Source organism: Spirosoma profusum, from assembly GCF_014699005.1.
Taxonomy (GTDB): domain Bacteria; phylum Bacteroidota; class Bacteroidia; order Cytophagales; family Spirosomataceae; genus Spirosoma; species Spirosoma profusum.
Genome location: NZ_JACWZY010000021.1, coordinates 108,851 through 124,008, shown reverse-complemented (window position 1 = coordinate 124,008; position 15,158 = coordinate 108,851). Strand labels below are relative to the sequence as shown.

Genomic DNA, 15,158 nt, shown 5'->3' with positions numbered 1-15,158 from the left:
TTGGTTTCCATAACCACAGAATTTGCCATGCACAAAATGCAGCTTGAGGATGAGAAAACATGGCCGGTCAAGGTAGTAGCTTTCCTTGAAAGAAATGAAGAGTTATTTCGGAATTGGAAAACCAGATTTAAGCCAATCGACCCCAAAGAATACGATAAAGCAATAACTCACCTTCGCGCAATTCTTAGAGACTCCGATTATACTTTACAGGGGTATCATTGCACTCGGTTAACGGAAGAAGAAATTCAATCTATACTTGTAAAGGGAATGTCTTTGCCAAGCGCGGCTACGTTGCGAGAACGAATTGAGAACTTACGGCAAAATGGGCTAATTGATTCGCCCACCGCCAACTATCTACTGAGTAAAAATGAAGCTGATGACAGTAACCGTGCAGGAATGATATGGTTCTGCTTTTTTCCACCCCGTGTTGAGGGGCAACTAGGCATTGAACGGTTTTTTCGATCGTGGGGAGGTGAAGCACTGTATAACAGTCATGAGGACGATAAATTGTCTGGTCATATGCTTACAAAAATCGGCACGCCATGTCTTATTGAAGCCTACATTCCAATCGAATCATTAGCCTATCATGGTGGACTGGACTTTAAATTAATTGCTCATTTCTTACGAAACCGAGGTTTGAAACCGGATAACCCAATAGAACACGAAGACCGCGCTCAGCATAAAATTCCAGCAGAAAATATTATTCGTGTCATAAGATTTCATGAGCCGGATTTTATGAAACTTACTGGCTGCGCTAAATGGAAACCTGTTTTATCTTAGTATACTATTCTGAAAATGAGCTGAAAGCTATTTCATATATTTTATAACAATTAAAGGTTTAAAATAGATAGCTTCAAGAATTAATTATTATTATATTAAATAAGCATCGAAACAATGATTTTAGATAAAGAACAAATTCAAACACTTAAAGAAATTATCAAAAGTTGTCTTCTTATATTATATCAAAACGACAATGAACTTATTAGAAGAAAAGGTCTGGAGCAAAGTATCGCATTTCGCTTTGCAGTTTACCTTAACGAAGCTATTACTAAAGTTGACTGGTTAAATGGTCTACAATTAGATGCTGAGTATAATAAAAATGGTGTTAGCCCTAAAAGAACACCTAGACGACCCAAAGGAGTAAGACCCGATTTAATCATTCACAGTAGAGGTAATAACAATGAAAATATTCTCGTAATTGAGATTAAAGGATGGTGGAATTCTGAGCCAAGAGAAATAGACTTTATTAAGCTAGAAGATTTCACCCATCAAGAAGGTGAATATAAGTATGGATTGGGTGTTTTTCTTGAATTATTACCAGAAAATTGTATTCCTGAATATTATGTTGGTTATTAAAATAGTATTTTTTTATAAAACAATGTCATAATACAAGAGTATTCTTGAAATAATAACATTGGCTTATAACTTTACTTAGCCCATTTAAACAACCGTTTTTCCCTCCCTTGTTTTCTTACATTATGTCCATTAATAAGAGCGTTAAAATTAGGGACGTAAACACCATCTTCATTTGGTTCTAATAAACAAATACTTGGGTAATTACCTAGTAAACCTTCAATGTAAATAGTTAATAATACTGCGAAAAAAGATTGGCTTGGAGGTATTATAGTAATACCAACTGTACCGTCTAATGGAATTTTTATTAAATTAACAATTGCTTCAATTTGAAAAATAATATCATCATTAAAATCGATAAGATTGAATTTTACATCTTCAATAATATCAAACTTTTGTCTAAATACATCGATAGCAATGTTACTCAAAGGATGACCTGATATATTAAGTAAAGCTTTAGTTGCCATGTCTATTTAGTTTAAAATAGTTAAATCAAATCCTTTTTTTATTAGATTTGGTATAGTTCTATTATCAAACTCGTAATAAGCAAATACATATTTTTCAACTGCTTTTTGAGCATAATATATATATCTTTCATTTATAATATAAATTGAGAACATATCATCAAAGCAAGGCTGATTAATAAGTGTAACAGCCGAATTAACTTGATTTTTTGCTTGAGTTATTTTAATTCCATATTTGTTTGAAATTTCTTTGAATAACCAGCTTTTTGCACTCTCCCTCTGTACACTTTTAGTAGAGTATGCAACAATTTTTATTTGAGCTGGATGTTCATAAATAATCCTTGCAAAGCTTTTCATCATATTTACTATTTCCTCCTGTCTTTCTTTTTTTGCTTCGTTTGGATGCTGAAAGGCTCGTAAATATATATGTGCATTTGTAGCGCGTTCAAGCTTTTTGATTACTTCAGAAAACCATTCGTCTGAGGTCAAGAACTTTTGCTTTGCTTCTAAATTAAATTCCTGTACATCGCTAAAAGTACTATTTATTTTAACTCCACTATTCTGTATCAGATTAAAATTTTTCTTATTTTTAAAAAAATAATAATTTGTTATATTTAAATTAGACATTCGCTTTGGTTCAGGCATTGAAAGATTATACAATTTCTTTTTCAATTCACCGTAAAGCTCATCAAGCGTTACAAAATTCTGTTGTGAAAGTACAAATCCTTCATTTAAAGTATTTATTAATGTAGAGGTAAAAAAGGTATGTTTTTCAACGGGGTTAAAATAAGACTTTTCGTCACCAGAAGAAGATGCAATTGTATAAGTACCTTTAATATCTAATTCTTCTTTTTGCAAAATACCTATTTCTTCAGACATAGTAGCAAGTCCAGAATAGCAAGCATCTAGAAAAATAATTCGATTTTGAATTTGAGAACTTTCAATCCTATCTTTAATTTCCTTATATAGAAAGGCAGAAACTCTAATAGATTCTTTTTTTGAATTAGTTCCAGTTAAATAAAACATTTTATCTTTCGGATCTCGATATCCATGTCCAGCGTAATATAGTATTAGCGTTTCTATATCCACATTATTTTCATCGTATAAAAAATCGTCAATCGCATTTATTATTTCGTCATGCCTAAAATCAATAAGTGAGATAATATTAGAGACTGGCAAACCTATAATTTCTGAATCAGCTAGTATGTTGGCAAAATCAACCAAATTGTTTTTTACCGGACCGATTTGTGGAAGGTAATCATATTCACTGACTCCTATTAAAAGCGCCTTAGTTTTCTCCGTATTAAAAGAAAGTTTTCTCATCAAGCGTCCTTTTCTAAAACTTTATTTACAGTCTCAAAAAAACTTTTACGTTCTGTCTCATCAAATGAGGAAAAATTTAGGGTCACTTTTTTTCCAGATTCTTCAAAAGTGAATTCAACTTTGCTCTGCTTTAAATTCTCTTTATCTGTTTCGGCTTTAGATACATACTTTTGTTTAACCAAATCGAAATAACTTTTTATTATATCAAATATACCTTTGATTCCCCCAACTGTGGCAGTCGATCCTAAAACCAATTTTATTGCAGGTAAATAATCATCAAAGCTCATTGACCCTTGAGTTGGCTCTGCTTCCTCAACTGTGCTAATAACACCTTTTATATTATGCTCTCGAATATATTCATTCAAAGCCACTACATCAGGCAGCTTAGTATTAGCAGATAATTTTATTTCAATTTTCATTTATAGATTATGGCTAAATTAATTAAACAATATTGTAAATGGTGGTTAATTTACTTTCGAGAAAACTGTTTAGAAACACCAGAGATATGTAAGCGATAATCAACCATATCTTCACTTGCCTTATAATAATCCGCTATCTGCGTTATGGACATTTTTCTCCGCATTGCCCATACCAATCCTTTGCGAGTCATTTGAAGTGTAGATCCCAAATATTCAGCCTCTTGTTCATGTTGAGGATCATATCTCCTTAGAAAAGGCAATTCAGGCAGAATTACCTCCGTGGGTAACGGGTGTTCACAAACCAAATGGGCCAACTCATGCATTATTGTGCTATGCTGACGACCTAGGGGATGGCTAGTATTATGAATGACTATTTTTTCTCCGAAATCATTCACCAAATATAAGCCTGACCAACCAATCAATCGTTCTACTAACCTTGTATCAATGCCATAATCAGTTGCTTCGCATACACTTACGCCTAAATGAGATGCCAACTTAAAGGCACATAAGTGACCACACGGATGGATTTTTAAATCGATTCTAAAGGCTTCAGCAATTTTTTCAGCTTTTGTTGTAAATCCTCTAGGGAGCAGGTTATTCTTGCTTTTCACTGACTGGGCGTGGGGACTTGGTTGTGTAGGCCAAGTTAACCAGTTTTACCAACATTTGTATAGTCTCTGGGTCCAGCTCTCGTTCCGCTCGTAAATGAGCCACAATTGTTTGTTGATTGTCTGTTTGTGATAAGGTCTCTCCTTCATTACGGACCACAAATGTATCTGTCGGCACATCTAACCATCGACAAATCTTTATAAACGTATCAACATCCGGAACTTTTCCCTGTTCTATTCTGGATAACGTAGCCACACTAACGTCTCCCATTTCCTCAGCTACTGTACGTAAACCGGTCTTTCCCCTCTTAGCTCTGAGCATATTCGCTAATAACTCGGTATTTAGCGTCGCAGTCATATATATATAAACGTTACACTCATGAAAAATATTCTCTTAGGTGAAACTAATTTCTTTATCTCAATCGTTGCACAGGTGAGACGTTTCTCTGCACGGACGAAACAAATCAAAATCTTTCTTATTTCCTACACATTAGTCTTTACCCATAAAAAACGATGGCAGAAATTCAAAAACCATTCGAGCAGTTCAACAAAACGATTTGTTTAGGTCGCTTCGAGGAAGAACAGACGTTACGTGATAAACGTAAAATTATTCAAGATAAACTAAGAGCCAACCTTCCGAAAGTTTTTGAGAAGTATGGTGAAGAGTGTCCAGCATTTTGGTTCAGGGACCAAGGGTCTTATGAATTAGGCACAGGCGTAGTACCACTAAAAGGTGACTACGATCTTGACCAAGGTTTATATTTTGAGGTAAGCACGACTGATTATCCAGATCCTGTCGTACTAAAAAAACGGGTCCATGAGGCATTAGATGGTCATACCAAGGCCGTAAGAATACGGCGACCTTGTGTTACTGTTTTCTATCAACTGAATGATGAACCTATTTACCATGTTGATATCGCTGTTTATTCGTCCTGTGTTAGTAATAGTGATCAAAAGGATTACCTGGCTACAGGTCGTGAAAATTCCACCACTGAGTTTCGGTTATGGATCGTTTCAAATCCTAAACGATTGGCTGATCTGTTGATTGGTAAATACAAGGACGCTGGAGAACGGGCTCAGTTTTACAGGATTATTCGCTATCTGAAACGATGGAAAGACGTTCAGTTTGATTCAAATGGATATGGTGCTCCGCGAGGGATCGCTCTTACTATTGCCGCATATAGTTGGTTTTATCCCATTTACACGGATCGGTTTTCCCAAAAATTCAACGACCTGGCGGCATTGAAAGCCTTAGTAAATAATCTGTTAAATAATTTCTCGACGATCAGTTGGTTTCCAGAGATACGGCGAATTAAACTTCCCTTGCCTGTTGAGCCGAACAATGATTTGTTTGAAAAAATGACTGACAAACAAATGGAAGCGTTTGAGCAGAAACTGAAAGATCTACGAGATTTCTTAGAAAAAGCAGAAAAGGACGCTGATCCAGTAACCGCTTGTGAAGTACTTCGAGATAAATCATTTGGTTCGGATTTTCCAGTCCCAGCAAAAGCTCAAACCGCTCAACGCACGGCTGCTCCTGGCATCATTGGTACACATGAATCAGCTTAATTAATGATTTATACTTCAACTGATCAGCTCACTACGTTACTTGAAGAAGCCATTCAAAAGCTTCCCCCAACAGGCCTGTGGAATCGACTGACCACCGTTCCACAGGCCTATAAAAAACGGGGAGTTCAAGCAGTATTAACAGGCGAAGTTTTAATTGCAGGTGAAACTACGGTCAATATTCATATTGGTTTTCAGGCTTCGTTTCCGCTGAACTTGCCGTTTATTTTCTTGAATCCAGCCAAAACGTTAGGCAGAATTCCTCATTTAGAAAATGATGGATATATCTGCTATATTAAAGGGGATGGCCAGTTTATCAATTACCAGGATCCGATCGCTGTCATTGAAGCTGCATTGGAGCGTGCGATTGATACGTTAGAGAAGGGTTATCGAAAAAGTAATGTCGTTGATTTTACCAACGGTTTTGCCGAATACTGGGGGCGTCTTGAGAAAGTAATTGAATTAAGGAGCGTTATTGAAGTCGGTGACGAGGCCAAAGAGATCGCTTATGCCATCGTTCCACCAAGTGATAAAAAAGCGTTTTGCTACGTTGCTGATGATGAAGCCAGCCTTCGCCAGTTTATTCCACAAGTGCGTAAACAATCGTTTACGATTCAAAAAGCCTTATATATACCTTTAAAGGAAGGTACCCAACTCATTCCTCCCTGGTTTGATGACTGCTGGACGTTAAGCCAGATTATAGAGGCTTTTGAGCAGTATACAACACAAGATACCCAACAGTTTGTTAAAAAATCCGTCCGTAAATTTAAATCAGCTGAACTGGTAATTTTTGCCTTACCAAGACCCAAAGGCGGCTATGCGCTATTTGGGCTACGATTTACAGGTATCCAAAATGCTTATCCACTTACTAGCGGCTCAACTGTTAAACAAATTATTCCGGTCGATATTGAACGACTAGACCGGGCCTATTTAACACCCAGAAGTGGGGGATTATCTTCTTTGAATGGAAAACACGTTGCCTTGATTGGGTGCGGGTCAGTAGGAAGTTATATTGGTCTTGAATTAGCAAGAGCTGGTATTGGAAAGTTTACTTTGATTGATGCTGATGTACTTACGTATGAAAATGTCTATCGCCACGCGGTCGGTCAATATGCAGTTGGATTATTCAAGGTGGATGCGTTGAAAAATGACATTGAAAAACGAATCCCTTATGTTGATGTTCAGGCCATCCCAAAACGAATTGAAACCTTACTAACAACGCAAAAATTTGATCCATCTCACTACGATGCTATAGTCATGGCTACGGGTGAACCTACGATCAACTTATATATGAACGAATGGCTTTTTCATCAAAAGTCAAGCGTCCCTGTTTTATATACCTGGTTAGAACCCTATGGCATTGGCGGCCACTGTTTAGCACACATCGAGCCAAGTGAGCCTGGCTGTCTACAATGCCTTTACCAGGTTACTGACGATGGGAATATTGAAAATAGAGCTTCGTTTGCTGCACCTGGCCAATCATTTTTAAAAGACATTGCAGGCTGTGGTAGCTTGTTTACACCATTTGGTTCATTAGATGTGGCCCGTACCGCTGAAATTACTTCGCGTTTACTCATCCATTCACTCCAAGGTCAATCTGTTAATTTACTTGTTTCGTGGAAAGGGGATAGTCACACTTTTTTAAGTGCTGGTTATCAATTAACGAATCGATATTCGTTGGAGGAATCTGCCTTAGACGAACAAAAAAACCAATTTCATCGAGATAACTGTCCTATTTGTGGGCAAAATCATGAATGAACCTGAAGCACTACTATTTCAACGCAAAGCTGGTTGTGGGAAGCTGAAAATTACTTCGGCTATCCTTCAACAGATAACTGCCTATGCTCAATTAAAACCTCAGCAAGCTGAAGCTGGAGGTATATTACTGGGGCGCTTCATAGTGGAGGCTGATGACGTTGTGATTGATGAAGTAACAGTACCAAAAACAGGGGACAGGCGACATCGAACAGGCTTTTGGCGGTCCGCAACACCTCATCAAAAAACTTTAAACGATTCATGGTTTAGCTCTGATGGTACGTGCAACTACCTTGGTGAGTGGCATACCCACCCAGAACCAAATCCAAACCCATCAGGACGGGATCTAAATAGTTGGAAAGAGCAATTAATTAAATTCGCTCAGGATGGTATCTCCTTATTTTTTGTCATTGTCGGTACTCAACACATTGCTGTTTGGGAAGCTACACATAAGCCATTTACTTACCAGAAATTGAAGAAAATTTAAACTCATTATGGCAACCTTCACCAGTATATTATTTATAAAACAGCAATCTTCGCTTAGAGCAATTGATAATACGGAAATACTGTCGGTGTTATCGGAAGAAGAATTCAAACTGCCTCGTGAGATTGTTGATGTTGATATGCGGTCCTTTCCCATCGATGGTGGAGTTTGGGATGATTCTCAACAATATATTCTTCAAAAGGCAAGAGAGATAAAGCAGAAAGCTGATGAGCAAGGTGCTGTCAAACTTTTCTATTTAGGCCTTGCCGAGATTCCACATGTGATCGCGCTGGGGGCCTATATAAGTGATCAGCGTCGAATAGAAGTTCAAGATTTTCAACGTGATGTGAGCGAAAGCCAATGGGCTTGGCCCGCTTCTAAAGCGACTTTAAACGTAAAAACTGTTGGCTTGCCTACTGAAGCTGTTAACCAAAGTGGTGCTGCAATTATACGAGTAGAGATTTCGGCACCGATCAGCGATGAAGGTATCGAAGCTGTTATTGGCAAAGACCGACTGGCTGATGTCAGAATTCAAATTGCTGGCGATCGTTCTCCGTCGGTTGCCAGCATGGTACGGTCCGCTGAGGATGTGCAAAGAATTCGGGAAGAGTTCAGACAAGCTTTAGCCGCACTTATTCTTCAACGACCAAGTATTGATTTGATTCATTTGTTTGTTGCCGCTCCAGCGCCTGTTTGCTTTGTGATTGGGCAGGAGTTGCATCTGCGTAACAATGTTCCTGTTCAAACGTACCGTTATCGACAAGCTGAGGGGCAGCGAAAAGCGATCTTATTAACTGCTGAAGGAGCAAATGCTGCTGCTTTAGTACTTACTGCCGAAGAGCAAGAGCGCGCCCGACATATTCGTGAGGATTTATTTACAAAAGTTCTTGGTCAGATTCAGCAGTATGCCACTAATAAACAGGATGCTGCCAGAGGAAAGACGCGAAAGTGGTATGAACACTTAGACTACCATACAAACTTATCTAAGGCTCATCCTTTTCCGCAATTGCCACCGATCTGGGAAGTCGTAATCCAAAAAGATACCATCGACCCAATACCTTATCCAGGTAATGAGTACACTAACCTAAGGAATCAATGGAAGTTAAGTGATTCGTTGTTAATTGGCTTAGATAAAGCCTGTAAAGACGAAGAGGAATTAGAACAATTAATCCGGTTATTTTTCTTTCACGAATATGTACATGGGCATCATTCGTTGAATAAGTTTACGGTTAGGGATATCGGTCGGTTCGAAAATTGTTTGGAAGAGTTAGACTATATGGCCGATTTGTATGCACTAATTCATCAGCTGGATTATGTTAAAATGAATTCGGTAAATACTGTCAAGAATCGCGAAGATGATTTTTTAGCTGAGCAACTTGATTTGATTTTGCGTTCTACATGGGCATTCATTCCTGGGAAGGTTGTACCTCGTTTACAAGTTCGTTCAGTACGGCGTCTGTTAAATTGGTATTGGCGGCACATTCAAGTTGAGCGTGCAGAAAATTTTAATGTTGCCTTGCAAACCTTAGCGAAAGCACCCGCCATTGAATTAGTTGGTCCCAAAATCGCAATAAGCCCTGGTCGTATATTTATGTTAATGGATGAAGTAGAGTCTCAAGTTGAGTTAGCACTCGGAGTTGTCTTGGAAAATGCCAAATTCTATCGTCGAGAGGATGCCGTTAATACGAATTTGAGAAAACTCCTAGAGGCCTTTTACAATCGGGACCATGAAGCAATCAAGTTGTTTTTCGAAGCTATTTTTGAAGGCGCAAGTCAATTAGGTGGGTCTTTACCAAAGTGATAATCACTTTAGGAGCCTACTTTTATTTACTTAGCTATCGTATTGGCTAAAGAAGTGCAACGAAAAACTTATTTCCCTTTTCGACTTTTCCGATCAGCTTTTAAAACTACATGAATCCAGTCATACCCGGTTCTGATCCCCTTCTTAATGATTTACGTAGTCTCATTGCCCAATCGCGCCAACAAATGGCCTCGGTTATTAATTCGGAAATTACTAGGCTCTACTGGGCTATCGGGAAACGAATTAATGAGGAAATATTAAATCAGGGTCGAGCTGAATATGGCAAACAGACGGTCCGTCGACTCAGTGAGCAGTTGATTGCTGAATTCGGCCGAGGATTTAGCGTAGCCAATTTGACCAATGCCGTCGAGCTGGCCCGACTATATCCCGATACTGAAATTGTTCAGACACTGTCTGAACAATTTAGTTGGTCTCATTTCGTCACATTTGTTACTATCAAAGATGAGTTGAAACGAGACTTTTATATGCAGATGGCGCGGTTGGAGCGATGGAGCGTCCGAACCCTTCAAAAGAAGATGGATAGTATGCTGTATGAACGCACGGCCATTTCACGGCTACCCGAAGAGACGATTCGACAAGAGTTAGCCCAACTGCGGGATGGTAATCAACTCTCACCTGACTTAGTTTTTCGAGATCCCTATGTACTTGACTTTCTAGGACTAGAGAATAATTACTCTGAACTGGAGTTGGAAGATGCCATCCTGTCAGAACTTCAAAAATTCATTATCGAGCTGGGCAGTGATTTTGCCTTTATGGCCAGGCAGAAGCGTATTGTCATCGACGGGGAAGATCACCGAATTGATTTACTATTTTATCATCGTCGATTACGGCGACTTGTAGCCATCGACTTAAAATTAGGTCGCTTTAAGGCAGCTTACAAAGGCCAAATGGAGCTTTATCTGGGGTGGTTGAAACAGTATGAAATGCTCGAAGGCGAAGCTTCGCCGATCGGCTTAATTTTGTGCGCCGAGAAAACACGGGAGCACATTGAACTAATGCAATTGGATAAGGGGGATATACGAGTGGCGGAATATCTAACCCATCAATTACCAACCACCGTGTTGGAGCAAAAACTACATTTAGCTATTGAGCAAGCTCGTCAGCGATTAGACTTCCCGGAAAATGAAGAGTAGAGCCAAATACTTTAAGAGAACACAAGGCTAATTACTCAATCTGCTATTGCGCCAAAAATCGTTCAGAAAAAGCCTGGAGCTAGCAGAAACCGTGAACTATTAAAGTGAACGGATTTATTGAACGCAAAAAGGGCCGTTTCCAGACCCTTCCCTCCTACCCAGTCACAGTTCACTTAAACGTCCGAATTAAATTCTGATCTGGCTACGCATATGCTCTATGAGTGAGTCGACAGGTATTAAAAATAGTGCACACGGGTCCCGAACCGACTCGGATGTTATCTGAATGATAGCCAGGTTGGAGGAGGACTGCTCGTTTGGCATACCTAGTGGTTGGGGTTTTTCCCAGATTGACAAAATGAGCATCGGTTCCTGGGCCAATCCACAACCCAAGACTCCCTCCCTGCGTTGGACCATGCTTCAAATCGTTGACGATCAGTGTGGGCTGGTTCGCCCCATGCATGTACAGCCGGGCTGTTTGGCCTTGCCCCTCAATCTTTATCTTCGTCCATTCGCCAGCCACTAAGTCCACGTATGACTCATACTGCTCCTGTGTTTCTTTGCGTAATTTCTGCTAGGTATAGTCCGGATGCGCCATATACTGTACCGAATGATTCTGCCGCACTTGATCCTGGGCCCGTCCATTGGTCGAGCCTGGGTAGAGGCACTCAAATGTCGAATCGTCCTCAGCCATCCGAAAGGCGATGCCCACAAAGCCACGTGCCGACTAGCCGGCGCTAGGCAGGGGCTTACCTGCCAGTTCCTTTTCAATAGTGCCATTGCGAAAGCGCAGGTGGTTGATGCGGGCAAGCATGACGGCCGAGTTAATTGGGTTACCCGCATCAACCAGACACACACCCGCTTTGCCCAGAGACGTCTCGGCCGACACTTGCACATGAACTGGCGTCAGCTCGTTTGTCGTGCTTAGGGGAAGTTGCTTACGCTGAGCGAGGGTGGCCTGGGCATACAACACTATGACTAGCAGAAAGACCAATCGATTCATCGGTTTACAGGCGTGGGTGAGCCGGCTCGTTCGGCGCCTGGTAGGTAGGGGCTTATTCACTGCGCAAACTCTTCACTGGATTCGTCAGGGCAGCCCGGATACTTTGGTAACTGACAGTTAAGAGGGCAATCCCGATGGCCAGCAGTCCTGCTAAGGCAAATATCCACCAGTCCAAGTCGATGTGGTAGGCGTATTCCTGCAGCCACTTGTTGGTGGCCCACCAAGCCAGCGGGAAGCCGATGCTGTTGGCAATCAACACCAATTTCAGGAAGTCCATCGAGAGTAGTGAGGCTAGATTGGCTACACTGGCACCCAGCACTTTCCGCACACCGATTTCTTTAATGCGTTGTTCGGCCGAGTAAGTGGCCAGGCCGAAAAGACCTAAACAAGCGATGAAGATGGTGGCCAGGGCTACCCAGATCAGCAGGGTTTGCCGACGGGCGTCTTCCAGGTAAAAGAGGGCCAGTTGCTGATCCAGAAAATGAAATTCGAAAGGCTCGTCGCCATCCGCCTTTACCAATACGGCTTTTAGTTTTTCTAAAGTTTCAGGGATGCCCTGGGCCTCAATACGGGCGGAGTAATAGTCAATCCCATGAATCGGATTCTGGTTATAGGCTACTACCAGCGGCTCAATCCGGGCGTGTAGCGACTGAAAATGAAAATCTTTCACAATCCCGATTACCCGGGCCTTGAACGGCGTATTGTCATCGTTAATGGGGCCAAACTCGCCCCCACGCGACATGGCTGGAATCTCCACCAGTTGGTCAGACGGTTTGGTAATGTTCAACAACCGGGCCGCTGTTTCATTCAACAGCACAGCCGTGGAATCCGTTGGATTGATAAAGTTGCGACCTTCTATTAAATCCACGGCAAAGGTTTTCAGAAAGTCTTTATCTGCCCCAATCAGGTAAGCAATTTTGGGAGCATCCGTTTTACCCTGGGTGTTGATCTTAACCCGGCGAATCGTTTTCCATTCACCGGGTACCCGGGAGCTAACCGATACGCTTTTCACCGAAGGAATTTTGGCCATGTCGGCTTTGATGGTCTCGAAGCGGTCCCTGGCTGCGCCGGTATTGACATCGATGACAACCAACAGGTCTTTATTGAACCCTAAGCTGGTGGTGTTCATAAACTGCACCTGCCGAAAGAGAACGATGGTGCTGATAATTAGGATCGTAGAAATTGTAAACTGAAAAATAACCAGGCCTTTCCGCAAGCTCAGACTGCCCGGCGGGTTTACTTTTATGCCTTTTAAGAGCAAAACGGGTCGCAAACCCGATAACAACAAGGCGGGGTAACTCCCCGACAACAGCCCAATCAGTAAGGCAGCGACTAAGGTCATCAGCCAGATTCGGTAGTCGGTTCCCAAACCAAGCGTCAGTTGTTTATTGACAAATTGATTCAGATAAGGCAGCCCGACATTAACCAGTACCAGCGCCAAGAGCAGCGAAATACCCGTAAGTAAGAGGGTTTCTACTAAAAATTGGGACACCAGGCTGCTCCGGACGGCACCAATCGATTTACGAACCCCGATTTCCTTTGCCCGATTTGAGGCTCTGGCCGTCGACAAATTCATGTAGTTGATGCCGGCAATGCACAGCACAAAGAGCGCCACAAATCCGAAGATGCGGATATAAAAGGGACTTCCCTGGGCCATCGCTGCCACGTTTGAATTTCGGGCCCCATCGGTTATTGCTTCTGACCCCAGGTGAATGTCGTTCAGGGACTGTAGGCTAAAAGACAGGCTGGTTCCCGGAGCTGGTTTGTCATTAGCCAGGACCAGATTAGTTAGTTTCGTGGAAACGCTTTGAGAATTTACATTGGGTTTGAGCAGTAGATACACCGAAAAATCGGTGGACGACCAGTCACTGGTCATGGTTTGCTTGAAATAATCGGTCGTCCGAAGGGAAGCTTCCGACACCAGCGAATTGAAATCGAAACTGGAATTAGGCGGATGATTTTTCAGCACACCGGTTACTTTCAAGGGTGATTCCATGTGGCTGAACTGGAGCGTTTTGCCCAGTACCTGGGTGTGACCAAACAGCCGCCGGGCCAAGTCCTGGTTAATAACGATTGAATTGGGCTCTTTTAAGGCCGTCCGTTTGTCGCCAAGTACCAACGGAAAATCAAAGATTTGCAGGAAGTTTTCGTCGGCATTGGTAATCGTCTCCTGAAAATTCACCGGGTGTTCGGGATTAATCAGGTTGGCCCTTCCGGGTCTTAATAGACGGGTTGTATTTTCGATTTCAGCCAGTACTTTCCTGGATTCCTGGGCCAGTTTATAGCTTCCTGCGGCAAGGGTGGTGGCCTCACCGTTTACCGTTTTGTGCTCAATAACCCGGTAAATTCGGCTCGCGTTGCGGTGTTGCTGATCGAAGGTAAGTTCATCGAACAAATACAGCCCAATTAACAAAAAGCAGGTAATGCCAAAGGTAAGGCCCGCCAAATTGAGGGCCGTGTAAAGCTTGTGTCGGCCCAGAGTCCGAAAAGCGATTTTGAAGTAGTTGCGCAGCATAGCCGGATGCAGGTTAGAAAGGGGTTGATATTCATTGTTATAGCCGGTCGTGTGCCGAACCGAAACCGGGGGTAATCGTTTGACGAAGAAGGGCGTCAGGCAGTGCAAAACCGCCCAGACGTACTGGCGTCGAGCTCGCGCCAGGCCCACTTGGGCCACCCGCTGGTGAAAAGCTTCGTGCAAGTCCCCCTGGAGGTATTCCCGCAGGTGTGGCGCCACGAACCATTCGAGTAAACGGTCGGCCCATTGGGGCGGTGACGAGTTTTCGGGTTGCGGGTCGGGTCGATTGGGCGTCATGGGGTTGGGTCAATTTTGGTTCATAATCCCAATAGTTGAAGTTTGGCCTGTGGAATGGCCTGCCACAACCGGCTCCGCATCTGCTGCATATCCAGCAAGACCCGGCCCCCGGCAGTTGTCAGGGTGAACAGGCGTTTGCTGCGCCCTCCCCGTTCGGCGGTCGCTCCGCCAACATGGGAAGAGAGAAAGCCCTTTTCTTCCAGTCGGTACAGAGTGGTATGCACCGCCCCAATGGTGAAACTTCGGCCGGTATGCTGCTGAAGCTGTTCACAGATGGGCACACCATAGGCCTCCTGGGTACTGGCTGCTACCACCAGTAGGACCAGTTCTTCTAGTTCGCCCAGTATAGTTTTTTTCATGGTAAGCGATTAGATATAATATCTTAAATCAAATCTGGTGCCAGTGTTGAAAACGGGCAA

Annotated in this window: 16 protein-coding genes; 7 read left to right on the top strand and 9 right to left on the bottom strand. The window is 42.1% G+C overall.

The window, feature by feature from the left end; translation table 11 throughout:
• Positions 1-27 precede the first annotated feature (27 nt).
• Together IC229_RS22445 and IC229_RS22440 are read left to right on the top strand one after the other, a co-directional pair.
• Positions 28-780 (top strand): hypothetical protein, encoded by a 753-nt coding sequence (locus IC229_RS22445; RefSeq protein ID WP_190889265.1) that lies wholly within the window; start codon positions 28-30, stop codon positions 778-780.
• A gap of 114 nt (positions 781-894) precedes the next feature.
• Positions 895-1,356: a hypothetical protein gene (locus IC229_RS22440; protein WP_190889264.1), complete on the top strand. Its 462-nt coding sequence runs from the start codon at positions 895-897 to the stop codon at positions 1,354-1,356.
• A 71-nt stretch (positions 1,357-1,427) separates the two neighbouring features.
• Here the strand turns inward: IC229_RS22440 and csx15 are convergent, their stop codons facing one another.
• Genes csx15 through IC229_RS22415 form a run of 5 tightly spaced genes read right to left on the bottom strand, consistent with a single transcriptional unit; the run spans position 1,428 to position 4,525 of the window.
• Positions 1,428-1,820 (bottom strand): CRISPR-associated protein Csx15, encoded by a 393-nt coding sequence (gene csx15, locus IC229_RS22435; RefSeq protein WP_190889263.1) that lies wholly within the window; start codon positions 1,818-1,820, stop codon positions 1,428-1,430.
• Positions 1,821-1,826: 6 nt separating this feature from the next.
• Entirely contained in the window at positions 1,827-3,140 is a 1,314-nt protein-coding gene (locus IC229_RS22430; protein WP_190889262.1) for a caspase family protein, read from the bottom strand.
• The gene (locus IC229_RS22425) at positions 3,140-3,559 is read right to left on the bottom strand and encodes a hypothetical protein (protein ID WP_190889261.1); all 420 of its coding nucleotides are present in this window, start codon (positions 3,557-3,559) and stop codon (positions 3,140-3,142) included. Before IC229_RS22425 ends, IC229_RS22430 begins: the two co-directional genes overlap by 1 nt.
• 50 nt (positions 3,560-3,609) lie before the next feature.
• Positions 3,610-4,170, bottom strand: coding sequence for an ImmA/IrrE family metallo-endopeptidase (locus IC229_RS35945; protein ID WP_190889260.1), 561 nt, complete (start codon positions 4,168-4,170; stop codon positions 3,610-3,612).
• The gene (locus tag IC229_RS22415) at positions 4,154-4,525 is read right to left on the bottom strand and encodes a helix-turn-helix domain-containing protein (protein ID WP_223834130.1); all 372 of its coding nucleotides are present in this window, start codon (positions 4,523-4,525) and stop codon (positions 4,154-4,156) included. Before IC229_RS22415 ends, IC229_RS35945 begins: the two co-directional genes overlap by 17 nt.
• Before the next feature lie 155 nt (positions 4,526-4,680).
• Here IC229_RS22415 and IC229_RS22410 point away from each other — a divergent pair, with 155 nt between their 5' ends.
• From IC229_RS22410 to IC229_RS22390, 5 genes are all read left to right on the top strand, one after another.
• Positions 4,681-5,736 carry a nucleotidyltransferase domain-containing protein gene (locus IC229_RS22410; protein ID WP_190889259.1) on the top strand — a complete coding sequence of 352 codons (1,056 nt, stop codon included), beginning with the start codon at positions 4,681-4,683 and terminating at the stop codon, positions 5,734-5,736.
• Positions 5,737-5,739: 3 nt separating this feature from the next.
• On the top strand, positions 5,740-7,491 hold the full coding sequence (locus IC229_RS22405) for a ThiF family adenylyltransferase (protein WP_190889258.1): 1,752 nt from the start codon (positions 5,740-5,742) through the stop codon (positions 7,489-7,491).
• Positions 7,484-7,975, top strand: coding sequence for a Mov34/MPN/PAD-1 family protein (locus IC229_RS22400; RefSeq protein ID WP_190889257.1), 492 nt, complete (start codon positions 7,484-7,486; stop codon positions 7,973-7,975). Before IC229_RS22405 ends, IC229_RS22400 begins: the two co-directional genes overlap by 8 nt.
• Before the next feature lie 7 nt (positions 7,976-7,982).
• On the top strand, positions 7,983-9,773 hold the full coding sequence (locus IC229_RS22395) for an SAVED domain-containing protein (protein ID WP_190889256.1): 1,791 nt from the start codon (positions 7,983-7,985) through the stop codon (positions 9,771-9,773).
• Between the two features lie 110 nt (positions 9,774-9,883).
• A complete protein-coding gene (locus tag IC229_RS22390; RefSeq protein WP_190889255.1) occupies positions 9,884-10,927 on the top strand; it encodes a PDDEXK nuclease domain-containing protein in 1,044 nt (347 codons plus the stop codon).
• A 202-nt stretch (positions 10,928-11,129) separates the two neighbouring features.
• On the opposite strand, the gene IC229_RS22385 is transcribed toward IC229_RS22390, so the two are convergent.
• The 4 genes from IC229_RS22385 to IC229_RS22370 form a co-directional block, all read right to left on the bottom strand.
• Positions 11,130-11,456 (bottom strand): hypothetical protein, encoded by a 327-nt coding sequence (locus IC229_RS22385; protein ID WP_190889254.1) that lies wholly within the window; start codon positions 11,454-11,456, stop codon positions 11,130-11,132.
• 195 nt (positions 11,457-11,651) lie between these two features.
• Positions 11,652-11,927, bottom strand: a complete 276-nt coding sequence (locus IC229_RS22380) for a hypothetical protein (RefSeq protein ID WP_190889253.1) — start codon at positions 11,925-11,927, stop codon at positions 11,652-11,654.
• Positions 11,928-11,979: 52 nt separating this feature from the next.
• Positions 11,980-14,739, bottom strand: a complete 2,760-nt coding sequence (locus tag IC229_RS22375; protein ID WP_190889252.1) for an ABC transporter permease — start codon at positions 14,737-14,739, stop codon at positions 11,980-11,982.
• A gap of 20 nt (positions 14,740-14,759) precedes the next feature.
• The gene (locus tag IC229_RS22370; protein ID WP_190889251.1) at positions 14,760-15,098 is read right to left on the bottom strand and encodes a PadR family transcriptional regulator; all 339 of its coding nucleotides are present in this window, start codon (positions 15,096-15,098) and stop codon (positions 14,760-14,762) included.
• Positions 15,099-15,158 lie beyond the last annotated feature (60 nt).